At 36.7% G+C, this 25,708-nt stretch carries 23 protein-coding genes; 19 read left to right on the forward strand and 4 right to left on the reverse strand.

Annotated elements, in window-relative coordinates; all coding sequences use genetic code 11:
- Positions 1 to 99: 99 nt before the first annotated feature.
- Positions 100 to 930 (reverse strand): late competence protein ComER, encoded by an 831-nt coding sequence (gene comER, locus BFG57_RS04345; RefSeq protein ID WP_069716253.1) that lies wholly within the window; start codon positions 928 to 930, stop codon positions 100 to 102.
- A gap of 93 nt (positions 931 to 1,023) precedes the next feature.
- Between comER and BFG57_RS04350 the strand changes: the two genes are divergently transcribed.
- The 3 genes from BFG57_RS04350 (at position 1,024) to BFG57_RS04360 (ending at position 4,916) form a co-directional block, all read left to right on the forward strand.
- Complete coding sequence (locus BFG57_RS04350; RefSeq protein WP_069716254.1) at positions 1,024 to 1,611, forward strand: helix-hairpin-helix domain-containing protein; 588 nt, start codon at positions 1,024 to 1,026, stop codon at positions 1,609 to 1,611.
- Between the two features lie 216 nt (positions 1,612 to 1,827).
- Positions 1,828 to 2,397: a ComE operon protein 2 gene (locus tag BFG57_RS04355; RefSeq protein WP_069716255.1), complete on the forward strand. Its 570-nt coding sequence runs from the start codon at positions 1,828 to 1,830 to the stop codon at positions 2,395 to 2,397.
- A 194-nt stretch (positions 2,398 to 2,591) separates the two neighbouring features.
- Positions 2,592 to 4,916, forward strand: a complete 2,325-nt coding sequence (locus BFG57_RS04360) for a DNA internalization-related competence protein ComEC/Rec2 (RefSeq protein ID WP_069716256.1) — start codon at positions 2,592 to 2,594, stop codon at positions 4,914 to 4,916.
- A gap of 205 nt (positions 4,917 to 5,121) precedes the next feature.
- Here the strand turns inward: BFG57_RS04360 and BFG57_RS04365 are convergent, their stop codons facing one another.
- A complete protein-coding gene (locus BFG57_RS04365) occupies positions 5,122 to 5,253 on the reverse strand; it encodes a YqzM family protein (RefSeq protein ID WP_069716257.1) in 132 nt (43 codons plus the stop codon).
- A 417-nt stretch (positions 5,254 to 5,670) separates the two neighbouring features.
- Here BFG57_RS04365 and holA point away from each other — a divergent pair, with 417 nt between their 5' ends.
- On the forward strand, positions 5,671 to 6,684 hold the full coding sequence (gene holA, locus BFG57_RS04370; RefSeq protein ID WP_069716309.1) for a DNA polymerase III subunit delta: 1,014 nt from the start codon (positions 5,671 to 5,673) through the stop codon (positions 6,682 to 6,684).
- 161 nt (positions 6,685 to 6,845) lie between these two features.
- Here the strand turns inward: holA and rpsT are convergent, their stop codons facing one another.
- Positions 6,846 to 7,112 (reverse strand): 30S ribosomal protein S20, encoded by a 267-nt coding sequence (rpsT, locus tag BFG57_RS04375; protein WP_069716258.1) that lies wholly within the window; start codon positions 7,110 to 7,112, stop codon positions 6,846 to 6,848.
- Between the two features lie 334 nt (positions 7,113 to 7,446).
- Here rpsT and gpr point away from each other — a divergent pair, with 334 nt between their 5' ends.
- The 12 genes from gpr to mtaB all read left to right on the forward strand — a co-directional run bounded on the left by gpr (position 7,447) and on the right by mtaB (position 22,392).
- Entirely contained in the window at positions 7,447 to 8,562 is a 1,116-nt protein-coding gene (gene gpr, locus BFG57_RS04380; protein WP_069716259.1) for a GPR endopeptidase, read from the forward strand.
- A gap of 80 nt (positions 8,563 to 8,642) precedes the next feature.
- Entirely contained in the window at positions 8,643 to 9,806 is a 1,164-nt protein-coding gene (gene spoIIP / locus BFG57_RS04385) for a stage II sporulation protein P (RefSeq protein WP_069716260.1), read from the forward strand.
- 11 nt (positions 9,807 to 9,817) lie between these two features.
- On the forward strand, positions 9,818 to 10,180 hold the full coding sequence (locus BFG57_RS04390; protein WP_069716261.1) for a YqxA family protein: 363 nt from the start codon (positions 9,818 to 9,820) through the stop codon (positions 10,178 to 10,180).
- 366 nt (positions 10,181 to 10,546) lie between these two features.
- Entirely contained in the window at positions 10,547 to 12,379 is a 1,833-nt protein-coding gene (gene lepA, locus BFG57_RS04395; protein WP_069716262.1) for a translation elongation factor 4, read from the forward strand.
- Positions 12,380 to 12,458: 79 nt separating this feature from the next.
- The gene (hemW, locus tag BFG57_RS04400; RefSeq protein WP_069716263.1) at positions 12,459 to 13,598 is read left to right on the forward strand and encodes a radical SAM family heme chaperone HemW; all 1,140 of its coding nucleotides are present in this window, start codon (positions 12,459 to 12,461) and stop codon (positions 13,596 to 13,598) included.
- 140 nt (positions 13,599 to 13,738) lie between these two features.
- Positions 13,739 to 14,770, forward strand: a complete 1,032-nt coding sequence (hrcA, locus tag BFG57_RS04405; RefSeq protein ID WP_069716264.1) for a heat-inducible transcriptional repressor HrcA — start codon at positions 13,739 to 13,741, stop codon at positions 14,768 to 14,770.
- 286 nt (positions 14,771 to 15,056) lie between these two features.
- Entirely contained in the window at positions 15,057 to 15,635 is a 579-nt protein-coding gene (gene grpE / locus BFG57_RS04410; protein WP_069716265.1) for a nucleotide exchange factor GrpE, read from the forward strand.
- A gap of 97 nt (positions 15,636 to 15,732) precedes the next feature.
- Positions 15,733 to 17,565: a molecular chaperone DnaK gene (gene dnaK / locus BFG57_RS04415; RefSeq protein WP_069716266.1), complete on the forward strand. Its 1,833-nt coding sequence runs from the start codon at positions 15,733 to 15,735 to the stop codon at positions 17,563 to 17,565.
- Positions 17,566 to 17,796: 231 nt separating this feature from the next.
- Positions 17,797 to 18,903, forward strand: coding sequence for a molecular chaperone DnaJ (gene dnaJ, locus BFG57_RS04420; protein ID WP_069716267.1), 1,107 nt, complete (start codon positions 17,797 to 17,799; stop codon positions 18,901 to 18,903).
- A gap of 427 nt (positions 18,904 to 19,330) precedes the next feature.
- Entirely contained in the window at positions 19,331 to 20,269 is a 939-nt protein-coding gene (gene prmA, locus BFG57_RS04425; protein ID WP_069716268.1) for a 50S ribosomal protein L11 methyltransferase, read from the forward strand.
- A 15-nt stretch (positions 20,270 to 20,284) separates the two neighbouring features.
- Positions 20,285 to 21,037, forward strand: coding sequence for a 16S rRNA (uracil(1498)-N(3))-methyltransferase (locus tag BFG57_RS04430; protein ID WP_069716269.1), 753 nt, complete (start codon positions 20,285 to 20,287; stop codon positions 21,035 to 21,037).
- 5 nt (positions 21,038 to 21,042) lie between these two features.
- On the forward strand, positions 21,043 to 22,392 hold the full coding sequence (gene mtaB / locus BFG57_RS04435; RefSeq protein ID WP_069716270.1) for a tRNA (N(6)-L-threonylcarbamoyladenosine(37)-C(2))-methylthiotransferase MtaB: 1,350 nt from the start codon (positions 21,043 to 21,045) through the stop codon (positions 22,390 to 22,392).
- A 38-nt stretch (positions 22,393 to 22,430) separates the two neighbouring features.
- On the opposite strand, the gene BFG57_RS04440 is transcribed toward mtaB, so the two are convergent.
- Positions 22,431 to 23,408 carry a Na/Pi symporter gene (locus BFG57_RS04440; protein ID WP_083249071.1) on the reverse strand — a complete coding sequence of 326 codons (978 nt, stop codon included), beginning with the start codon at positions 23,406 to 23,408 and terminating at the stop codon, positions 22,431 to 22,433.
- A gap of 130 nt (positions 23,409 to 23,538) precedes the next feature.
- Between BFG57_RS04440 and rpsU the strand changes: the two genes are divergently transcribed.
- The 3 genes from rpsU (at position 23,539) to BFG57_RS04455 (ending at position 25,685) form a co-directional block, all read left to right on the forward strand.
- The gene (gene rpsU, locus BFG57_RS04445; protein ID WP_069716271.1) at positions 23,539 to 23,715 is read left to right on the forward strand and encodes a 30S ribosomal protein S21; all 177 of its coding nucleotides are present in this window, start codon (positions 23,539 to 23,541) and stop codon (positions 23,713 to 23,715) included.
- 14 nt (positions 23,716 to 23,729) lie between these two features.
- Positions 23,730 to 24,176: a GatB/YqeY domain-containing protein gene (locus BFG57_RS04450; RefSeq protein WP_069716272.1), complete on the forward strand. Its 447-nt coding sequence runs from the start codon at positions 23,730 to 23,732 to the stop codon at positions 24,174 to 24,176.
- 198 nt (positions 24,177 to 24,374) lie between these two features.
- Positions 24,375 to 25,685, forward strand: coding sequence for an NfeD family protein (locus BFG57_RS04455; protein ID WP_069716311.1), 1,311 nt, complete (start codon positions 24,375 to 24,377; stop codon positions 25,683 to 25,685).
- Positions 25,686 to 25,708: the final 23 nt, after the last annotated feature.

The raw sequence follows: 25,708 nt of genomic DNA on the forward strand, positions 1-25,708 counted from the left end.
TACAAATGTTGTTTCATGAACGAATTTATGGGGTTTTTTGTTGCAGGAATAGTTGCTTGTCTGTCGAAAAATGAAATGGACAGTATAGTTTTTTCCTCTTTATTGTGTTCGAGAATGAAACTGCTGCGTAACCTCATCCCTGTCAATTTCATATTTTTCATGTGTCACTGCCACCAACTCTTCGAACATTTGCAATGCGTACTTCTCTAATACTTCTATTCCTTTTCCAGTTACACCGCCCTTCACACATACCTTCTCTTCTAAGGAAGGTAACGTGTAGATTTGCTTTTCAAGAAGTTTTCCTAAGCCGATTAACATATTACTAGTTAACATAGTTGCCTGTTCTTTTGTAATTTCAGTATTTTCTACAGCAGCATCGACGTAAGATTGAGCTAAATAACTGAAAAACGCAGGCCCACAACTTGCAAGATCAGAAGCTATCCTTATGACATTATTGTCAATTTGAACAGGAGTAGAAATTTCTTGAAGCATATACAAGACATCTTTCTTTTGTTGCTCATTGCATAATTGTCCAAATGTTACTAGTGTAGTACCACTAAGTGAGCGATTCGTTATACTTGGAACTGCACGCACTACGGGACAGTTTATGAGCTGTTCAAGTTCATCCGTGTGAACAGGGCTTGTGATAGAAATGAAACATTTATTTTGTAACAGTTCAGGGTTAATTTCCCTTAATAATGGATGGATTTCAAGTGGTTTAACGCATAAAAAAATATAATCTGCTTCAGCGATAACCTCGTGGGCGGATGGTCTTACATGTATAGTCGGATAATGTTGTTTAATTCGTTCTGCTTTTGATATCGTTCGATTTGTAATTATTATATTTTCACAAGAAATAGATAAGCTTTCTGCGAATGCCTCTGTCAAAATTGTTCCCATATTTCCGGTGCCAATTAGTCCAATTCTCATGTGATCGAGCCCCTCCTTCGTGAAAGAAATTCTCTCCTAAAATATATGAGCGATACTTATAAAATATGAAACATAAATGCAAAGGAGTACAGAATGCGTCGTAAATATTTACAAGAACATAAAAAGTGGTTACTCATAATTATTGCCAGTATAATTTTTTGTCTAGGTTTATTAGTGTATCGTCCTGTACAAGATGATGATTTACCAGAAGAACTATTTATAGATGAAAAAGAAAGTGAGACAAATCGGGAAGAAGATATTACACATACAATAATCGTTGATATAAAAGGAGCTGTTATGAATCCGGGAGTTTATGAAGTTGTAAATGATGCTAGAGTAGTGGATGGCATTCAGATGGCGGGTGGGTTTAAAGAAAAGGCGGATGAATCACAGATTAATCTAGCACAGAAACTTGTTGATGAAATGGTCATCTTCGTACCCGAGGAAGGAGAAGTTTTGATAGAACAGTCGTTTAAAGAGAATGGTGGGAAAATAAATATTAACCGTACAGATGTTGAAGATTTGCAACAACTTTCAGGAATTGGTCCTTCAAAGGCAAAAGCGATCGTAGATTATCGTGATCAAAATGGTGAATTTAAAAATATCGAATCGATTCTCGATGTGGCAGGTATTGGTGAAGGAACGTTTAGTAAAATACAAGATGAGATTACTGTACGGTAAGTAACGGATGACTTTACTAACTATCGATACTTAGTTTGAGTGAATGAGATCTTCGCTAAAATTTTTTAGTACAAGCGTAAGATAATGCTTTTATTTTTTAGAGCTTTTAAAGCCTTTCAGTGTTAGCACGTGATAAATTGATTGACGAGTCTTATTGAAAATTTGTACACTTGAACGTAAGAGACAACAGTGTATTTGAAATTGGGGGATAACAATATGGAACGCATATCTTGGGATCAATACTTCATGGCACAAAGTCATTTGCTAGCACTTCGTAGTACTTGTACGAGATTAAGTGTTGGAGCAACAATTGTTAGGGATAAACGTATGATTGCTGGAGGGTATAATGGTTCGGTTTCGGGTGGTGTACATTGCACAGATGAAGGCTGTTACGTTATTGATAGTCATTGTGTACGTACGATTCATGCAGAGATGAATGCCTTATTACAATGTGCTAAGTTTGGAGTGCCAACAGAAGGAGCAGAAATTTATGTTACACATTTTCCTTGCATCCATTGTACAAAAGCATTAATACAAGCTGGTATACAAACGGTGTACTATTCGAAAAATTATAAAAATCACCCATATGCAGAAGAGTTATTCAAGCAATCGGGCGTACGTGTTGAACAAGTTGAATTAGATGAAATGATTATTGACTTGAAAAATCATGAGAAGCTAGAGTTTGTATCAATGCTCATACAAAAACTTGCACAAACAGGTACAACTGAATTAGACATTCGTCAATTACATGAGCAAGCAAATCAATTGTTTACAAGTTACTCATAATAGATATTTTATAAGTCAATTATGTCTGTGGGAAGTAACGATCAGTGGTGGTAGGAAGTTGCACTTTGTTTTGATATTAGAAAGCGTAACTTCCATAACTGGTTAGTTTCATTCACTACGATCTTAAGCATATGAATTTAAGTTTTTATTCTACGTTCCTCTGTGATTAGTCTAAATAGAAAAGGAGGGGTGGTTTGGACGGAAAACTATTGTATATAGGAATAAGTGCTGTATTTGGTGTTTGGTTATCTATTTCTTATCAATGGTTCGTATGTATGTTATTTATTTTGTATGTCATTTACATCTTTAAAAGGCAATCTCAAATCTTCGTATTTTTTATGCTCCTTACCTTCTGCTTTTTTATTGGATATACCTTCATGTATCAAAGCCTTCACCAAACAAAAATAACGTCAGAAACTACAAAATTTGTTGGCGAAATAACGTCTATACCAAATCTTAATGGGGATAGGTTACGGTTTTATTTTAAAGAAAACGAACATAACGAAGTAGTCATTGTTTCCTATCGTCTTTCATTAAATGATGAGTTGAAACAACTTGAACAGTTACGAGTAGGGATGTTTTGTAAGTTAAATGGTCAATTAGTCGAGCAAGATGAAGCGAAAAATTTTTACGGATTTAATTCTCATGAATATTTGGGAAGGCAGAATATTCATTGGATTTTAGAGCCAAGTAGCATTCAAGCTGAGTGGTGTGTCAGTCCTTCTAATTTAGAGTGGTCACCTGCTTACTGGCGACAGTTAGGTATAAAAAAAATAGAAGAACATTTCGATCAACCTTCAAGTGGCATTGTACAAGCTCTCATATTTGGAGAGAGGTCAAATCTTTTAGAAGAAATGAAACAATCTTTCCAACAGTTTGGGATCATTCATCTATTAGCAATTTCAGGTCTTCATGTTTCTTTACTTACTACTGCATTGTTTTTTCTGTTGATTCGACTAGGTTTGACGAGAGAAAGAGCTTATACAGTTCTATTATGTATGCTCCCTTTGTATATTTTGATTGCAGGTGCAGCACCTTCTGTTGTTAGAGCTGGTTTAATGACGATGTGTGTTATGGTGAGTATACGGTTTCAGTATCGTTTTACTCCAGTGGATAGTATTAGTGTAGTTGCTCTTATAATGATGCTTACAAGACCATATTATGTGTTTGATGTTGGGTTTCAGCTTTCTTTCCTTGTAAGTCTAAGTCTTATTATCTCCTCTGCATCCCTTCTTCATGTTACCGTCACATCTGTGAAAAAAGGTCTATATGTAACACTCATCGCTCAATTAATGACATTACCCATTATTTTATACAATTTTTTTGAAATTTCTATATTAAGCATTCCTTTGAACTTGCTGTTCGTTCCATTGATGTCCCTTCTCATTTTACCCCTTTCGTTTCTTACCTTTATTCTTTTATACATTTTCCCACCTATTACTTTTCCTTTACTATTCTTACTTAATAAAATGTTAATGATTGCAAATGACTTATTAAGTTGGTTACAGTCGTTTGATTTTTTTACTATTACATTTGGTAGACCACCAATAATATGGAGTATCCTCTTTTTTTTAGCATGTATTTACTTTCTTGCAGAATGGGAAAACTCAAATTTTATTAGTAAAGCATGGTGTTCCTTGTCTTTTTTAGGTTTGATGTTACTTTTTTTATGGCACCTGCCATACATTGATCCATCTGGAGAAGTGACTGTTTTAAATGTGGGACAAGCTGAATGTATTTATATTGAAATGCCTTTTCGGAAAACAAATTTATTAATTGATACTGGTGGTAGAGTAACTTTTCAAGATGAAAAATGGAAAGAGCGAAAGAACTCTTTTCAAATAGGAGAAGATATCGTTTTACCTTTTTTAAAAGCGAAAGGTGTTCGTTCCATTGACCGGTTAATGTTTACACATGGAGATTTTGACCATATCGGAGATGCTCATATTTTAATGAACAACTTAAAAATCGATAAGCTGTTAATTGGTGCAGGTGCTCCATATGATAAAAAGTGGCAGGAAGAGTTACTATTGCTAGCAGAAGATCAAGGTATAACAGTCGAGAGAGTTCGAGCAGGTGAGAGTTGGAAAGATGGAGGAATAAATTTTTACATCTTATCTCCATTTGGGGATGAAAAAGAACGTAATGAACGCAGTGTTGTGTTATGGGCAAAGTTAGGGGAAGTCAAATGGTTGTTCACAGGAGATCTTGAAATGGAAGGAGAAGAGCGATTGATGTTAATGTACCCACATTTAGAGGCGGATATATTGAAAGTTGGTCATCATGGAAGTAATACATCAAGTTCATCATTATTTTTAGAAAGGTTAAATGTAAAAGTTGCGCTTATTTCCGTAGGTGAGGGTAATTACTATGGTCATCCACATAAAGAGGTGTTGGAACGGTTTGAAAAAAACGGTATTAGAGTCTTTCGTACTGATCGATTAGGAGATATTCAATGGAGTTTTTCAAAAAAACGTGGAACCTTTCGGACAGTTATTCCATACGATACATTAGAATAACAAACTGAGCGATATTTCTTCATACGTTTAAATGTGTTGAGCTAATTATCAAGTTCCCACTTTACTTAAGTTTTTAGCTTGAAAACTAAGTAAGCTACTGAGGTATAAACGAGAGAACAGCCCGTTCAGCCTCTGAGTATTCAGTGTCAGTAGTGCTTGTTTCATAATAAAAAAAGACCGCTATCGCAGTCTTTTTAAAGAATGATTAACCTAACATTTTCATCAATGTTGCGACGATAAACATTGTAAAGAAAAATCCGAATGAAACAATAAATCCGACACCAGAGTCAATCGCATCATTGCGTTTGCTTTGTACATTTTTTTCAAATTCGTTCATATGTATCCCTCCTATTGCCACTATAGTATAAGCGATGCTGCAAAAAAGATCCACAAACAGTGAAAGAAGTGCTTGTATTCTTGCCTTTGTTGACAAGAGTTGTCACATATAGTTCAAAATCGGGTGGTTAAACTATAAACACATACCTTTTGTACCGCTGCAAAGTCCGTTTTTCCTGGGGCACGGGCTTTCGCGTTCAATATAGATTGGGAAGGAGCTGCTTCGCTTCTTCCTTTTATTTTACATATAGTAAGGATATAAATCCACATAACATTCACAAAAAAATTAAATTCTCTTTAATTTATATTTGGAGGACCGTTATTTGCTCTAAAGTATTATGGCAATGCTTGCACTTTTTGTCTAAAGACATTACGATTGTTGAGAAGATTTTCTTGAGGTGACGTAATTGTGAATATAATGGAAGTGCAAAAAGAGATAAAACAAGGGATTTTTTATCCTGTATATTTATTTTATGGTTCAGAGCATTATTTGATAGAAGATACAAAGCAAAAGTTAATTCATGCAGCACTTACAGACGAGGATATTGATTTTAACCTTTCGTACTTTGATATGACAGAAGTGCCAGTACAAGTAGCTCTTGAAGACGCTCAGACATTACCTTTTATGGGTGAACGACGTGTTGTAATTATGCAGACAACGCAATTTCTGACTGCGCAAAAAGAAGATAGTAAAATTGATCATGATTTAAAACGGTTGGAACAATATATTGATGATCCTTCACCTGAAACGATCCTTGTTATTATCGCACCTTATGAAAAATTAGATGAACGTAAAAAAATAGTGAAGGCTATTAAAAAGAGAGGCGGATATGTTAAGGTATCTCCTTTATCTGAACAAGAAATACAAGTATGGGTTCGACAGCAATTGAAAGAAAGACATCGAGAAATTTCAGACCTTGCCTTAACAGTATTACTTCAAACTGTAGGTGTTGATTTAACAACTTTGGCTTCAGAGCTTGAGAAATTATCACTTTATGCAGGGGAAGAACAAGTTATTGACGAAAAAATGGTGCAATTGCTTGTTGCACGTTCGTTAGAGCAAAATATTTTTGATTTAACAGATATGGTACTAAATCGAAATCTACAAAGAGCCTTTCGAATTTTTTATGACATGATTGAACAGAAAGAAGAGCCTTTGAAAATATTAGCATTACTTGCTGGACAGTTTCGTCTTTTGTATCAAGTAAAGGGGTTAATGAGTAAAGGTTATGGTCAAAATCAAATTGCTTCTACATTAAAGGTCCATCCTTTTCGAGTAAAATTAGCGATGCAAAAGGTGGCAACATTTGATATGAACGAGCTTTTATCATTAATGGATGATATTGCTGAGGTAGATTATAAAATAAAAAGTGGACAAGTTGATAAACAGTTGGCAGTCGAGTTGTTTATGATGAAATTACATAAGGGTTAAGTTTAATTAAGCGTAATGTATGTTTAAGGAAATAGTTGCAAATACATTGGTAAAGCGTTTGTATTGGTTGAAATGAGATAAGGTCAATAACAAAAAGAAGCGTACAATCACGCTTCTTTTTGTTATGCATTTGAAAAAGGATAATAAGCTTATCCTTTTAATTATGCAGAAATCTCGTTGAAAATCTTAGTAAGACGAGATTTTTGGCGGTCAGCCTTGTTACGGTGTACAAGACCTTTGCGTGCAGCTTTATCAAGTTTTGTTACAGCAGTTTGAAGTGCAGCTTGTGCATTTTCAACATCCTTGCTTTCAGCAAGTTTTTCGAATTGCTTGATTGATGAACGCATATCTGATTTAATCGCAATGTTTCTAGCGCGACGGTCATTATTTGTTTTCACACGTTTAATCGCAGATTTAATGTTTGGCATTTCTTTCACCTCCTTGAATGGAGTGATACTTTATAAATGTAGAACACATGATATTCTATCAAACGCGCGGTCTCTTTGCAATAGAGTTATACGAGATTTTCATTGAAGGTGCATGAAAGAGTGGGGAGATGGAGAAGATAATAGCAATAAATTAACGTTTCAATTATGTAATGATTTTCACTTTTTCTCACAAAAAAAGTTAGATGAACGAGGTAATAACTAGTGATTGAAATCTATAATCTAGTTAAAACAAGTTTACTGAGTTTGTAGTGTGAAAAATAGAATAAGTTGTCAATCCTGTATGTAGTTTATAGACCTATTGAGGAGGCATTTGATGGAGTCATCTATTGATTTATCAAAATATATGATTAGAACAGATTTAGCACTTGAAGCACATGAGATTGCTGTTGAGCAACAAGACAAAAAAATAAAACAAGAAGGCACGATTGATGGTGTAATTGTAAAAAAAAGAGAAAAAGCTGGCATGAAGCTAGTTGATATTACAATTGATGAAAAAGGTGCAGAAATTACTGGGAAGAAGCCTGGACGTTATTTGACGATAGAAGCACTTGATCTAAGAGATGGGGATACTGAAGTACAAGAGAAGGTACTGGAAGTATTTTCTGATCAAATACAGACACTTTTGAAAGCTTGTGGTGTAAAGAAAGATGATTCCTGTCTAGTCGTAGGACTTGGAAATCGAAATGTTACCCCTGATGCACTTGGCCCATTAATGGTTGAACAACTTCTGATTACGAAGCACATTTTTACACTTGAACCTGAGCGAGTTCAAAGTGGATTTAGATCTGTTAGTGGGATTGTGCCTGGTGTTATGGGACTAACGGGTATTGAAACGAGCGATATAATTGATGGGATTATTGCTAAATCCAAACCAGACTTTGTTATTGCTGTTGATGCATTAGCTTCTCGATCGATTGAACGTATTAATTCTACAATTCAAATCTCTGATACGGGTATTCATCCTGGTTCTGGAGTGGGCAATAAGCGAAAAGAATTAAGTAAGGAAACATTAGGTATACCTGTTATTGCAATTGGTATACCAACTGTTGTAGATGCTGTAACAATTACTAGTGACGCAATTGATTTTATTTTGAAACATTTTGGGAAAGAAATGAATGAAGGTAGCCGTCCTGCTCGTTCACTTGCACCAGCAGGTTTGCGATTTGGTGAAAAGAGAATATTAACTGAAGAAGACCTACCTGATGAGAATAATAGGAAAACATTTATGGGGATTGTTGGCGGTTTAGAGGATGAAGAAAAAAGGCGTTTGATTCATGAGGTGCTTGCTCCAATTGGTCATAACTTAATGGTTACACCGAAGGAAGTCGATCTATTTATCGGAGATATGGCACATTTGTTGGCGGAAGGTCTTAATGATGCACTACACCAAGAAGTAGATGATGAAAATGTTGGAATGTACACTCGCTAGTTTCTCTATTGATTTTTTTTGTTCTATTTTTTCTACCATCTCATAAGTTTGTACTAATAGAGTGATGAGAGGGTGGGAAAATGAAGTCGTTTAGATCGCAGCGGATTGGTATTGTAATTGACGCTCCTAATGTCTTGCGATTAATTGTTTATTTTATAGTAGTGATGCTTATTCTGTTTATATGTATCGGAACATTAACCTCTTTAAAGCCAGAATATCGACTATCCTCATCCTCTGTACATAATTGGACGAAAAAGATGACGGGAGAGTCTTTGGTTCATTTTTTTTCATACGAGAATCCTTATTTCTCACAAGCACTTCCAGATGATTATGTTAGTCCTAAGTTAACATCAATGATTTTTGAAAGTGCAACGAATATAAATTTTGATGACCCACGGAGTTTTTTAGGTAGAGAGCTTCCTTACTTTTCTATCTATGATGGTGAAATCCTTGTTGCAGGGGAAGGAACAGACTATACGAACATGCCTTTTGAATCAGCACCACCTATTGAAGTTCTATTACAAGAGCGAGAGGCATCGCTTGAAAGCTTAAAAGAATCGGATAAACCTAAACCTTCACCCGTACTAACAACGAATGGCAAGAATGTCGTTTTTCTTTACCATACGCATTCAAGGGAATCTTATTTACCTCACTTACCAAATGCGAAAACTGGTGATGAAGCATATCATCATGAGGTTAATGTCACGATGGTAGGTGAAAGGTTGAAACAAGAACTAGAGGCAAGGGGAATAGGAACAGTAGTGGATAAAACTGACTTTACACAAAATATTTTAAGTAAAGGTATCCATTATTCTCGCTCATATGATGAATCACGCCCAGTGATTAAACAAGCGATAAATAATAATAAAGATTTACAATATTTCTTCGACATTCATCGTGATTGGCAAACGAAGGATAATACAACGGTTACAATAAACGAGGAAAAATATGCACGTACATTCTTTGTGATTGGTGGAGAACATGCTAAATATGAGAAAAATTTGCAACTTGCTAAAACAATGCACCAACTGCTTGATGAGAAATATCCTGGTCTAAGTCGGGGGATTACTACAAAACAGGGACAAGGAACAAACGGGAAATTCAATCAAGATCTATCGGAGAATGCGTTAGTAATTGAAATGGGTGGCGTTGAAAATTCACTTGATGAAGTATATCGGACGACAGAAGCGCTTGCAGATGTGTTCGCTGAATACTACTGGCAGGCAGAAAAAGTTAGCCAATAGAGGGATGGATAATGTGGAAATTTACCATCGTTAGTTGTAGTTTCGGATTAGTGCTTTTCTTCGGTGTAATACTTGGGATGTATCAAGCTAATGAGAGTATGAGGAGTCTAAGAGGATATGATGATCCTAACTTGCAACAGATTGTAAGTATTGAATCGACAGATGATGGGGAGTTACACGCGTCTGTATTAGGTGAAGAAGTAGATGCAAAGTTGTTAAATGAAAAACGGCAAGAGTTGGAGACATTAGAGACCTTTAACTTTTTTTCGGAGTTAGGTAAAAAGATTGCTTCAGTTGTTGAATCAGTGTTTACAGCCGCTATTGAGATTTTTATTAAAATTGCTGAGAAAATAATAAATATGATACCAATCTAAAGGGTGACATAATTGTTGCTCTTTTTATTTTCTTAAAGGAATGTGTTCTTTGCATAAACATCTTATAAAGTGAACCTTCAATTTTTACTTATGTTAAGTTGTTTTGATTTGAAAAGTGTGGATCGATACGCTAATAACCTAAACCTTTTCTATCGTCATTTGAGTATGTTGAAATAGTATTAGAACAGACAAAAATCGTTATATTTACAGGATGATAGAACATTTAATTTTTGTTTTAAAAAAGCACTTCATGGCTGTTATAACGTTATAAATCAATACTTGGGCAAGAAGCTGATTGAATCTTTCATACGCTACTGCTATAATCAAGGCTAGTGTATCTTTGCCGTATTGGTAGGAGTGATCGATGTGAATAGTATAGAAAAAAGAAAACGGCAGGAACGGATTCGCAATTTTTCAATAATAGCCCATATTGACCATGGGAAGAGTACACTTGCGGACCGTATCCTAGAAAAAACAAATGCGCTCACACAGCGCGAAATGAAAGCACAAATGTTAGATGCGATGGATCTAGAACGTGAACGTGGAATTACTATTAAGTTAAATTCCGTACAATTGAAATACAAAGCTAAAGATGGAGAAGAATATATTTTCCATTTAATTGATACACCTGGACATGTTGACTTTACATATGAGGTTTCTCGTAGTCTAGCCGCATGTGAGGGTGCGATTCTTGTTGTAGATGCTGCACAAGGAATTGAAGCACAAACGTTAGCAAATGTGTACTTAGCACTTGATAACGAATTAGAAATTCTGCCAGTCATTAATAAAATTGATTTACCTAGTGCTGATCCAGAACGTGTACGTCAAGAAGTGGAAGATGTGATTGGACTAGATGCATCGGAAGCAGTGCTTGCAAGCGCAAAAGCAGGCATAGGAATTGAAGAAATTCTCGAAGAAATCGTAGACAAGGTACCTGCACCACAGGGAGATCCTGATGCACCACTTAAGGCCCTCATTTTTGACTCGTTGTATGATGCATACCGTGGGGTTGTTGCTTATATTCGTATTGTAGAAGGATCTGTTAAAGTTGGAGATACAGTTCGAATGATGGCCACAGGTAAGGAGTTTGAGGTAACTGAGATTGGTGTCTTTACACCAAAATCACTTCCTCAAGATGAACTAACTGTAGGTGATGTTGGGTATTTAACGGCTGCAATTAAGACAGTTGGAGACACTAGAGTAGGTGATACGATTACTAGTGCCGATAATCCAGCGGATGAACCATTACCAGGTTATAAGAAAATGAACCCTATGGTATATTGTGGTCTATATCCAATTGATTCGAATAAGTACAATGATTTGCGTGAGGCACTTGAACGTTTGGAATTAAATGATTCTTCACTTCAATATGAGCCTGAAACGTCACAAGCACTTGGTTTTGGATTCCGTTGTGGATTCTTAGGTATGCTTCATATGGAGATTATTCAAGAACGTATTGAGCGTGAATTCAAGATTGATTTAATTACGACTGCTCCAAGTGTAAGTTATCGTGTTGAATTAACAGATGAGACTGAGTTGGTTGTGGATAACCCTTCACTTATGCCTGATCCACAAAGTATTAATAAAATTGAAGAGCCATATGTAAAAGCAACGGTAATGGTTCCTAATGATTATGTTGGAGCAGTTATGGAGTTATGCCAACAGAAGCGGGGGAACTTTATTGATATGCAATACATGGATGAGATCCGTGTAAATATTGTATATGAAATTCCTCTTGCTGAAATCGTGTATGACTTCTTCGATACGTTAAAATCTCAAACAAAAGGTTATGCATCGTTTGATTATGAGTTAATCGGTTATAAAGAATCTCGTCTTGTTAAGATGGATATATTACTTAATGGTGAACAAGTAGACGCGTTATCTTTCATCGTTCACAGAGATTTTGCTTATGATCGCGGTAAGGTAATTACAGATAAACTAAGAGAGCTTATTCCACGTCAACAATTTGAAGTGCCAATACAAGCAGCGATTGGAACAAAAATTGTTGCTCGTTCAACAATTAAAGCGATGCGTAAAAACGTACTTGCAAAATGTTACGGTGGTGACATTTCTCGTAAGCGTAAATTGCTAGAAAAGCAAAAAGAAGGTAAAAAACGTATGAAGTCTGTTGGTTCAGTAGAAGTGCCACAGGAAGCATTTATGGCTGTATTACGAATGGATAGCGATGAAAAGAAATGAAGCAGTAAAAACCGCGAGCAGTTTGCTTTGCGGTTTTTATTCTTTCATACATTACAGAAGAAAAAGGCAGTGAGCATGCATGGCAAAATCAATTTATATTCATATCCCATTTTGTGAACACATTTGTTATTATTGCGATTTTAATAAAGTATTTCTTCAAAATCAGCCAGTTGATGAATATTTAGATGCTTTAGAAACAGAAATAAAAAATTCATTGGAAAAGTTTAAAACAGAAGGAATTAAGACGGTTTTTGTCGGTGGTGGTACACCTACGGCACTCAATGCTAAACAACTTGAACGTCTTACCTCGATTATTTCTACGTATATTCTACCCCTTACAACGAATGGGTTAGAGTATACATTTGAGTCTAATCCTGGTGATCTTCCTTCGGATAAATTACAAGTGTTAAAAGACGGCAAAGTTGAGCGACTGAGCTTTGGAGTTCAGACATTCAATGATGAATTATTACAAAAAATAGGACGTTCTCATAAGGCAAAGGACGTATTTGAAACGATTGAATCAGCTCAAGCAGCAGGTTTTTCAAATATTAATGTTGATCTTATTTACTCGTTACCTTCTCAAGAGATTAAAGACTTCAAAGAGACGTTAAGGACAGCACTCAAGCTTGGTGTCCAGCATTTCTCTGGGTATTCGTTACAAATTGAACCGAAAACTGTTTTTTACAATCTTGTACAGAGAGGGAAGTTGCGGCTGCCACCAGAGGAACGAGAAGCACAGATGTATGAACTATTAATGGTAGAGATGGAGAAAAACGGCTATCATCAATATGAGATTAGCAATTTTTCACAAGAAGGTTTTGAAAGTAAACACAATATCACATATTGGAACAACAATGAATATTTCGGTTTTGGTGCTGGCGCGCATAGTTATGTTGATGGAGTTAGAAGAGTTAATGCTGGACCACTTTCTCATTATATTAATCGAATCAATAATGATGGTTTTCCTTATATTGAGGAGCACTTAGTAACGTTGGAGGAACGGATGGAAGAAGAGATGTTTCTTGGTCTTCGTAAAACAGACGGTGTATCAAAGCCGAGGTTCTATGAGCGATACGGTAAGCACCTTAACGAAGTGTTTGGTTCTCAAATTAATGAGTATAAGCAGAAACAACTATTAAAAGAAACTGAGGATCGTGTGTATTTAACGAAAGAAGGTTTCTTTCTTGGAAATGAAGTATTTCAGAGTTTTTTAGCGTAAACTAATTACTGCAACTGTATAATACAAAAGAAATTTTCTTAGAATGAAGCGAACGCGTTGACAATTCAATCATGAATTTGGTAACTTATTAATAGATTTAGCACTCATTAGTTAGGAGTGCTAACAGAGGTGATCATCATATGTTGACAGAAAGGCAATTGTTAATTTTACAAGTTATCATTGATGATTTTATTCATTCTGCACAAGCGGTTGGTTCACGAACACTTGCGAAAAAAGAGGAAATTACGTTTAGTTCCGCAACAATCCGCAATGAGATGGCAGATCTTGAAGAAATGGGTTTTATAGAGAAGACTCATACCTCTTCAGGGCGCATTCCGTCAGAGAAGGGTTATCGTTTTTATGTGGATAACTTACTGTCACCTTCTACTCTTAAGAACAATGAGCTTGATGCAATTGATGATTTTTTTTCATCACGCATATTTGAATTAGAGAAAGTGGCACAAAAATCTGCGGAAATTTTGTCCGAATTCACGAGTTACACTTCAATTGTACTTGGTCCTGAAATGTTTGATACACGCTTGCGTCAGTTTCAGATTATACCATTATCAGATAAAACCGCTGTAGCGATTATCGTGACAAATACAGGTCACGTAGAAAATCGAACTATCACGATTCCAGATGGGATAGAACCAACGGATATAGAAAAAATGGTCAATATTTTGAATGAACGCTTGAAAGGCATTTTACTTGTTGAATTGCCAGAACGATTAAATACAGAGGTAGGGTCCTTACTTCAGCGACACCTGAACAATTATGAGAAAACCTATGAGATGCTAAGTAGTACTTTTGGTAATAAAAATGCAGAAAAAGTCTATTATGGCGGAAAGACTAATATGTTGTCTCAGCCAGAGTTCAATGACTTGCAAAAATTACGTTCATTGATGTCTCTTATTGAAAAGGATAAAGTTGTATATGACTTATTTCGCACTTCTGAATCTGGAATTAAGGTTAAGATTGGTAGAGAAAATAACCTTGAGGAAATGGAGAATTGTAGTGTCATCACAGCTTCTTACTCTGTAGGAACTGAACAACTGGGAACAATTGCAGTGTTAGGACCGACAAGAATGGAATATTCAAAGGTGATTAGCTTGTTAAATGTTTTTTCAAAAGATTTAACAAAGGTATTAACGTCTTTGTATCAATCAGAATGACGATGGCAATAGTGTATAGAGGTGGAAGCGTTATTCTTCCATCGCTTTCTTTTGTGTAAAATCAAAAAAATAGTAATATTTTGTTCTTTAAAAAAGTCGAAATCTGTTAGTGGAGATTTCTTAATCTCCACTAATAGATTAATTAATACGTTACATTTGATTAAACAATAACTTTAAATTAAGAACCATGATAAAGCGAGTGTCTTATTATTGATTTTTTATTTGACAGAAACGGTATCTTTTGTCAAGATGACGGGTGTTACATTAATTAAGGGAGGTGAAGTGAATGGCTGAAGAAAAAATGCACACTGAAGAAGTACAACAAGATATTGACAGTGAATCAGTAGCTGTTGAAGATGTTGATGCAGAAGTAGAATCTGTAGATAACGAGCTTGATAATGAATTAGCACTAAAACAAGCTCAATTAGATGAAGTACAAGGGAAATACGATGAATTAAATAATCGCTTCTTGCGTGTTCAAGCTGATATGGATAACCTTCGTCGACGTGTTAGTAAGGAACGTGAAGCGGACCGTAAATATAGAGCACAAAGTGTTATTGAGGAAATACTTCCAGCGATTGATAATTTTGGCCGTGCACTTGCTGTTGATCCTAATAAAGATGGAAATGAGTCTTTACTAAAAGGGATGGAAATGGTGTATCGTCAACTACTAGATGGGCTGAAAAAGGAAGGCCTTGAAGAAATTGAAGCCGTTGGAGCAGAATTTGACCCACATCTTCACCAAGCAGTCATGCAAGTTGAGGATGACAATTACGGAGCAAATATTGTAGTTGAAGAGTTGCAAAAAGGCTACAAGTTAAATGACCGTGTAATTCGACCTTCAATGGTTAAAGTCAACCAGTAATAATTCAATATTTCTAGCTCTAAACGCACGCTAATCGTGTAACTATTAAGGAGCAATTAAAAATTATAATACATATAAATAAAAGGAGGCATCATCAATGAGTAAGATCATTGGTATTGACTTAGGTACTACAAATTCATGTGTTGCAGTCATGGAAGGTGGAGAAGCAAAGGTTATTCCAAATCCAGAAGGTAACCGTACAACACCATCGGTTGTTGCATTCAAAAATGGAGAGCGTCAAGTTGGTGAAGTAGCAAAACGTCAAGCTATTACAAATCCTAATACGATTCAATCGATTAAGCGTCATATGGGTACAGATTACAAAGTAGAAGTAGAAGGTAAAGAATATACACCACAAGAAATTTCTGCGATTTTATTACAAAACTTCAAGTCTTACGCAGAAGATTATCTTGGTGAAAAGGTTGAAAAAGCAGTTATCACTGTTCCTGCATATTTTAATGATGCTGAACGTCAAGCAACAAAAGATGCTGGTAAAATTGCTGGTTTAGAAGTTGAACGTATTATTAATGAACCAACTGCTGCTGCACTTGCTTATGGTCTTGATAAAGAAGACGAAGATCAAACGATTCTAGTATATGACCTTGGTGGTGGTACGTTTGACGTATCAATTCTTGAACTAGGCGATGGTATCTTCGAGGTACGTGCTACAGCAGGTGATAATCGTCTTGGTGGAGATGACTTTGACCAAGTAATTATCGATCACTTAGTAAGTGAGTTTAAAAAAGAAAACGGAATCGACCTTTCGAAAGATAAAATGGCACTTCAACGTTTGAAAGATGCTGCTGAAAAAGCAAAAAAAGATCTTTCAGGAGTTACGAGCACTCAAATTTCACTTCCATTTATTACTGCGGGAGATGCTGGCCCACTTCACTTAGAGTTGTCTTTATCTCGTGCAAAGTTTGACGAATTATCTGCTGGATTAGTTGAACGTACAATGTCTCCAACTCGTCAAGCATTAAAGGATTCTGGACTTTCTGCAAGTGAAATTGATAAAGTCATCCTTGTTGGTGGTTCTACACGTATCCCAGCAGTTCAAGAAGCAATTAAGAAAGAAGTAGGTCAAGATCCGCATAAAGGCGTAAACCCTGATGAAGTTGTTGCACTAGGAGCAGCTATTCAAGGTGGAGTCTTAACTGGAGATGTTAAGGATGTTGTTCTACTTGATGTAACACCTCTTTCTCTAGGGATTGAGACGATGGGTGGAGTATTTACGAAGTTGATTGAGCGTAATACGACAATTCCAACTAGTAAGTCACAAGTATTCTCAACAGCTGCTGATAATCAAACATCTGTTGATATTCATGTTCTACAAGGTGAACGTGAAATGGCGGCGCATAATAAAACACTTGGTCGCTTCCAATTATCTGACATTCCGCCAGCACCACGTGGGGTACCACAAATTGAAGTATCATTTGATATTGATGCGAACGGTATCGTGAATGTATCTGCTGCTGATAAAGGTACTGGTAAGAAACAATCGATTACAATCAAATCTTCTTCAGGCCTATCAGATGAAGAAGTTGAACAAATGGTAAGAGATGCAGAAGAAAATGCAGAAGAGGATAAGAAGCAGCGTGAGCAAGTAGAACTTCGTAACGAAGCAGACCAAATGGTTTTTGCAACAGATAAGACGTTAAAAGACCTTGGTGATAAAGTTGATGAAGCAGAGAAGAAAAAAGCTGAAGATGCTCGTGATGAATTAAAACAAGCATTAGAAGGTACAGACTTGGAAGCTATTAAAGAAAAGAAAGCTGCACTTGAAGAAATTGTACAACAGCTTTCAGTAAAATTATATGAGCAAGCAGCACAAGAAGCTCAAGCACAACAAGGTGCTCAAGGTGAAGCAAAAGCTAATGATGATATCGTTGATGCTGAATTTGAAGAAGTCAATGATGACGAGAAAAAATAAGCTTTGAAAATAGAAAGATGAAAAAAGTCAAAGTCAGGTTCCACTTGGCTTTGACTTTTTTTAAGACATATGGGTATGAGCAATAGATGGATTCATTTTTAACTAAAAAGTTATAAAAGTAACTTCTTAGTTGTATTGATTTCTAACTTGAAAATGTTAGATTCTATTGCGAAATATCGAGAACTGATGATATTATAAAATTTATGTGAATAGATCGGGAGTGGGTGTTTTATGAGCAAACGAGACTATTATGATGTACTCGGTGTTGAAAAGAGTGCCTCTAAAGAAGAGATCAAAAAGGCATATCGTAAGCTCGCGCGAAAGTATCATCCAGATGTAAGTAAAGAAGATGATGCAGCTGAAAAATTTAAAGAAGCCAGTGAAGCTTATGAAGTATTAAGTGATGAGCAAAAACGAGCTCAATACGATCAATTTGGGCACACTGATCCAAATCAAGGATTTGGTGGCGGTGGAGCTGACTTTGGTGGTTTCGGCGATATCTTTGATATGTTCTTTGGAGGCGGTGGAAGACGCCGTGACCCGAATGCACCTCGACAAGGTGCAGACTTACAATATACATTAACATTAGAATTTGAAGAAGCAGCATTCGGAAAAGAAACAGAAATACAAATTCCGAAAGAAGAAGAATGTAGAACGTGTGATGGTAGTGGAGCGAAGCCAGGTACAAAACCAGAAACTTGTTCACATTGTAACGGTTCAGGTCAAATGAATGTTGAACAAAATACACCGTTTGGTCGTGTTGTTAATCGCCGTGTTTGTCAACATTGTAGCGGAACAGGTAAATACGTTCGTGAGAAGTGTACAACATGTGGTGGAGATGGAAAAGTTACAAAGCGTAAGAAAATTAATGTTAAAATTCCAGCTGGTGTAGATGAAGGACAGCAAATGCGTGTATCAGGTCAAGGTGAGCCAGGTGTGAATGGTGGACCACCTGGAGATTTATTCGTTGTATTTCATGTGAAGTCACACGAATTCTTTGAGCGTGAAGAAAATGATATTTATTGTGAAATGCCGATAACATTTGTTCAGGCAGCTATTGGTGACGAAGTTGAAGTACCTACTTTACATGGTAAAGTGAAGTTGAAGATTCCAGCTGGTACTCAGACAGGAACACGTTTCCGCCTACGTGGTAAAGGGGTTCAAAGTGTACGTGGTTATGGTCAAGGCGACCAGCACGTCAAAATCCGTGTTGTGACACCAACGAAGCTTACAAATCATCAAAAAGATTTATTAAAGGAATTTGGTGATGTAAGTGGAGATGAAACACAAGATGACGGCTTTTTCTCTAAAATGAAACGTGCATTCAAAGGTAATTAATTGTTGAGTTATTTTGCATTTTTGTAGATCGTGTTCAAAAAGGAGGACAAAAAGGGCGAAGTTCCCGGCACCGGAGTGAGGCTACTGCACTGAGAAACATCTCTGCTGCCTTGTATCGAGGAATTTACTTCTTCGAAACCACTTGTAGACGCAGATACATCATATGAGCTAGTATTTGCCGAATAAGTTATAAAGGAAGCCCTGCTAAAGCCTGCCACGTCCTGTGGCAAACGTGGGGTCAACACATCCTGTTCAAGTACAGTTATTTTCCCCGGACTTTTTGAACATCATCTTATAGAGCTGAGAGGACTAAGGCCTGCATGTTAATTATTAGCATGCAGGTTGTTCAGCTCATAAGGTGTGTAGTTAAGATAAAAGAACTTGTTCTAGTGTGAACCTAATCTATCGATAAAGTGAGTTGGTACAAATGAAGTGGTCAGAACTTAGTATTCATACAACACAAGAAGCCGTTGAACCAGTGTCTTACATTTTACATGAAGCTGGTGCAAGTGGAGTTGTAATCGAAGATCCACAGGATTTAGTAAAGGTATGGGAAGATAAATTTGGTGAAATGTATGATTTAAATCCCAATGATTATCCAGCAGACGGCGTTATTTTAAAAGCGTACCTTCCTGTAAATAGTTTCTTAGGAGAAACCGTTGAAGAAATAAAACAAAGTATTAATAACTTAATGCTTTATGATATTGATTTAGGGCGAAACACTGTAGAGATTAGTGAAGTGAATGAGGAAGAATGGGCAACTGCATGGAAGAAATATTACAAGCCTGTAAAAGTATCTGAGCGTATTACGATAACTCCTACTTGGGAAGAGTATCAACCAGTTGAAACAGATGAATTGATTATTGAGCTTGATCCAGGTATGGCATTCGGAACAGGTACACACCCAACAACGGTTATGTGCATGCAAGCACTAGAAAAATATTTGAAACCAGCTGACAATGTTATTGATGTGGGCACTGGAACAGGAGTATTAAGTATTGCGTCCGCCTTACTCGGTGCAGAACAAGTTCGTGCATATGATCTTGATGAAGTTGCAGTGAAAAGTGCGAAGTTGAATGTTAAGTTAAATAAAGTGCATGAAAAAATCTCAGTTGAACAAAATAATTTGCTTGATAATGTAGCGGGTGAGGCAGATGTGATTGTTGGTAACCTTCTTGCAGAGATTATTTTACGCTTTATTGATGACGCATATAAATCTGTGAAAACTGGTGGTTACTACATTACCTCAGGTATTATTAAGGGCAAACGTGATCTCGTTAAGCAATCTTTAGAACAAGTTGGTTTTGTGATTGAAGAAACATTACAAATGGAAGATTGGGTTGCGATCATTGCAAAAAAGAAATAAGAGCAGGTGACCGATATGCAACGATATTTTATCGATAGCTCACAAATAAATAATACAGTTATATCCATTACAGGTGACGATGCTCATCATATCTCTCGTGTCATGCGTATGGGTGTGAATGAAGAAGTGATCTGTTGTAATGAAAAAGGCAAAAGCTACTTATGTGTGATTGAAGCAATTGAAGGTAATGTTATTGTACTCAACATAAAGGAAGAACTTTCTGAAGACAAAGAACTACCTGTTCATGTTACAATTGCTCAAGGAATGCCTAAAGCAGATAAGTTAGAGTACATTGTACAAAAGGGTACTGAGCTAGGTGCGAATGGGTTTCTGCCTTTTTTTGCATCTCGCTCAATAGTGAAGTGGGATGAAAAAAAGGGAAGAAAAAAGCAAGAACGTTTGCGAAAGATTGCAAAAGAAGCAGCAGAACAATCCCATCGTCAAACAGTTCCGGTAGTAAATGAACCTGCTTCATTTAATAAAATGCTCAGTTTTGCTAACGAAGCTGATGTAAAGATTGTTGCATATGAAGAAGATGCAAAGATTGGTGAATCATCAAATCTTGCTAATGCTTTGAAAGATGTGAACAAAGACGATAAGATTGTACTTGTAGTTGGACCAGAAGGTGGTTTAACTGAAGATGAGGTAGCTCAGTTGAAATCAGAAGGATTTATTACTTGTGCATTTGGTCCACGCATATTACGAACAGAGACAGCACCATTATATTTTTTATCTGCTGTTTCTTATCAAATTGAACTACTGAGGTGAACAATATGCCATCCGTTGCTTTTCATACGTTAGGATGTAAAGTAAACCATTATGAGACAGAAGCAATTTGGAAGCTTTTCTCTGATAACGGTTATGAGAGAACTGAATTTGAAAAACGTGCTGATGTCTATGTAATCAATACATGTACAGTAACAAATACTGGGGATAAAAAAAGCCGTCAAGTGATCCGTCGTGCAGTTCGTAGTAACCCAGATGCGGTAATTTGTGTAACAGGCTGTTATGCACAAACTTCTCCTGCAGAAATCTTAGCTATACCTGGTGTTGATGTCGTTGTTGGTACTCAAGATCGAGTGAAGATGCTTGATTATATAGAACAATATAAGCAAGAACGTCAACCGATTAACGGTGTAGGTAATATTATGAAAACACGTGTATATGAAGAATTAGAAGTACCTTCTTTTACAGACCGTACAAGAGCTTCCTTGAAAATACAAGAAGGCTGTAATAACTTCTGTACGTTTTGTATTATACCTTGGGCACGTGGACTTATGCGTTCTCGTGATCCAAAAGAAGTTATTCGCCAAGCACAGCAGTTAGTTGATGCAGGTTATAAGGAAATTGTATTAACAGGCATCCATACAGGTGGATACGGCGAAGATATGAAAGATTATAACTTAGCGAAGTTATTGGATGACTTAGATAAGCAAGTCAAAGGATTAAAACGAATTCGAATATCATCAATTGAAGCGAGTCAGATTACAGATGAAGTCATTGAAGTGCTAGGTCGTTCTGATAAAGTTGTGCGCCACCTTCACGTACCACTTCAATCTGGTTCAAATAGCGTCTTAAAACGAATGCGCCGAAAGTATACGATGGAGCACTTCCAAGAACGTCTTGATAGTTTGCGTAAAGCATTACCAGGTTTGGCGATCACCTCTGATGTTATCGTTGGCTTCCCTGGGGAGACTGAAGAAGAATTCCAAGAGACATTTGATTTCATTAAGCATAATCGTTTTTCTGAACTACATGTTTTTCCTTATTCAAAGCGTACGGGAACTCCTGCAGCGAGAATGGAAGATCAAGTGGACGAAAGTGTGAAAAATGAGCGAGTTCACCGTTTAATTGAATTATCGGATCAACTTGCGAAAGAATATGCTTCTCAATATGAAGGTGAAGTGTTAGAGATTATTCCAGAAGAATTATTTAAAGATGACCCGAAATCTGGATTGTATGTTGGTTACACAGATAACTACTTGAAAGTAAAAGTGCCAGCTACCGAAGATATGGTTGGTCAAATCGTCAAAGTGAAAATTAAGAAAGCTGGTTATCCATTTAATGAAGGCGAATTTGTCCGCGTGTTAGCTGATAAAAATATGAATGAAAAAATATCGTGATTTACAAAACCTCAAGGGATTATATGACCCTTGAGGTTTTAATTTGCACGTTTCCCATGAAGTTTTTTAATGAAAGAAGCGAATGGTCTGATAATGGGAAGGAATAATAGTGAAACGAGCACATTAAAAAGGACACTAGCATGTGCAAGTTGAACATCAGGTGTACGGGCAAGTATAAGTGCTACGTCTGTAAGAAAAGGAATTAAAGGATAAAAGATTACAACACCAATTATATTAAGCCAAATGTGTGCAAAGGCTGTTAGTTTTGCATCCTCTGATCCATTAATGCTTGCTAAGTAAGCGGTCATGCATGTCCCTATATTTGCTCCAAGCATGATTGAAATGGCTGTCGAAAGGTGAAATGATGGTTGTTCTACTATTGCCATAACGATTCCTGTTACTGCTGTGCTTGATTGAAGAAGTGCGGTTAATACAGTCCCTACGAAAACACCACTCAGATAGTGTGAGGGGTTTGCTTGCTGCCACATTTTAAAAATAGAAGTAGCTTGTAGCTCGTCTGAAAGGGATGAAAAACCTGACATTGATATAATAATGAGGCTAAAACCGAGTAAGATACTACCACATTCAAACCAGCCTTTTCTTTGTGTACTTATTAATATTACTCCAGCTATAAGCATAGGAATAATCATGCTGTCAAAGTCAATCGTAATCAGTTCAAGAGTAACGGTCGTTCCAATATTTGTCCCTAAAATTATTCCGATTGCTTTTTCGAAGGAAAGGTATCCAGCAGAACAAAGTGCTACAGTCATAACGGTTACGGCTGAACTACTTTGTAAAATTGCAGTTAGGAAAACACCTGCGATCATCCCTCGTAAAGGTGTTTTGGTAAGATAAAGCAAAGTATTTTGTAGACGCCGTTGAGCTAGGTTATAAAGGCCATATCGCATAATAACCATTCCGTATAAAAAGATACCAATAAAAACTGCAAAAAAACTAATTAAGGTCAAATGATCACCAGCCTTTTTCTCAAAACCACTATTACAATATATGGACATGTTATCAATGTATGACGAAAAATCATCTTGTTGCAAATTAATAACTGATGTTATATAATGAGCAAAGACGTGTCTAAAGGAAGATAATACGTCTGATTGTGATTGGCTGTTTCGGAGGGAGGGAAATTTAATGTCTAACACTACTCGCGTTCGCAAAAACGAATCACTAGAGGACGCTCTTCGCCGTTTTAAACGCAGTGTTTCTAAGAGTGGTACACTTGCTGAGGTTCGTAAGCGTGAATTCTACGAAAAACCAAGCGTACGTCGTAAGAAGAAATCTGAGGCGGCAAGAAAACGCAAATTCTAAGAGAGGGTGTTCTAATGGAGCTTCTTGAGCGCTTGAATAACGATATGAAACAAGCGATGAAGAATAGAGAAAAACAAAAGCTTGCAGTAATACGAATGGTCAAGGCTTCATTGCAAAACGAAGCGATTAAGCTCGGTAAAGATCAGCTTTCAGAAGATGAAGGTCTTACAGTGCTTAACCGTGAGTTAAAGCAGCGTAAAGACTCCCTCCACGAGTTTCGAGCAGCAGGCCGTGATGATTTAGCTGACAAGACACAAGCAGAACTTGATGTGTTGCAAGCATATATGCCTGAACAACTATCAGATGAAGAGCTCAACGTAATTGTTAAAGAAACAATCTCAGAAGTTGGTGCCACTTCAAAAGCTGATATGGGAAAAGTAATGAGTGCAATTATGCCTAAAGTGAAAGGCAAAGCAGATGGGTCACAAGTAAATAAGATCGTAATGCAGAACCTTTCATAAATAAAACAACACCTTCTATGGTGTTGTTTTATTTATGTGCAAAATATTATTGAAACATAATTGCATCGTTGTTCGTATATTAGTTACAGTCTTTTTCATGAAATATGTTAAGCTGGTCATAATCGATGAAGAAATCATTGTTATGAACTTCTTTTATTAGATAAGGAGGTGTACATATTGAATTTTAGACAAAAATCTATGTTACCGATGTTATTAGTGCTGGGTTTATGTCTTAGTTTCATATTGCCATTTGCAGTACAAGGTAAGAGCAACGAAATAGTCTATTTTATTCCAATCGAAAAGGAAGTAGAAATGGGTCTTGCGAAATTTATTGACCGATCGATTGAAGAAGCTGAAGCAGCCGGTGCTGCCCATATCGTGTTTGAGATGCATACACCTGGTGGCTCTGTTCAAGCTGCAACAGAGATTGCAAAGCGATTAAAAAACACGTCAACACCGACAACTGCTTACATCAATAAAGAAGCGATATCAGCTGGAGCTTACCTTGCCTTAAATGCTGACTATATTGTGATGGTACCTGGAGCAACAATGGGTGCAGCTGCTGTCATTGACCAACAAGGGAATGCAGCTGGAGAGAAGGCAGAGTCATTTTGGAGAGCTGAAATGGAAGGTGCTGCACAGAGTCATGGAGTAGATCCGATCTATGCAGTAGCAATGGCAGATAAGTCAGTAGATTTACCAGAGTATAACGCGGGGGAAGGCAAGTTGTTAACTCTAACATCAGCACAAGCGAAGGAAGTCGGTTATGCAGATGAAGTAGTGGAAACGAGGGCCGAACTACTAGATTTTCTAGAGCTGTCAGGTGCAACTATTGAAGAAACTGAGGTTTCATTTGCTGAACATTTAGCAAGATTTATTACGAATCCGATCGTTGTACCAATACTGTTATCCATTGCTAGTTTAGGGCTTATTATGGAATTGTATACACCGGGCTTTGGATTACCGGGAACGATGGGATTATCAGCCTTAGTGCTTTTCTTCTATGGACATATGGTTGCTGGTTTAGCAGGAATGGAAACTGCAATTCTATTAATAGCAGGAATTGTCCTAATTGTTCTGGAATTATTTGTGCCAGGTGGAATACTTGGTATAGCGGGTGTTGCTGCTATAGTAGTAAGCCTGATTCTAAGTGGGAGTAGCGTAGGTGGTATGTTAATGTCAATCTTAATTGCATTTATCGTTACAGTAATTGCTTCAATCATTCTGTTTAAGTATTTTGGTTATGAGAACGGCATCTTTCGACGTATCATCCTTTTTGACTCAACATCAACAGATAAAGGCTACGTTTCAAATGAAAACCGCACAGATTTATTGAATAAGGAGGGAGTAACTTTGACACCACTCCGTCCAGCTGGTACGGTTATTATTGGTGATGACCGTGTAGATGTTGTTACAGAAGGAAGTTTTATAGGAATAAATGAAAAAGTAAAGGTAATCCAAACAACTGGAGCACGTATTGTCGTTAGAAGGTTGGAAAAAGAAGAATAAGGAGTAGATAAAATGTTGACACC

It is taken from the genome of Bacillus solimangrovi, from assembly GCF_001742425.1.
GTDB lineage: Bacteria > Bacillota > Bacilli > Bacillales > Bacillaceae_N > Bacillus_AV > Bacillus_AV solimangrovi.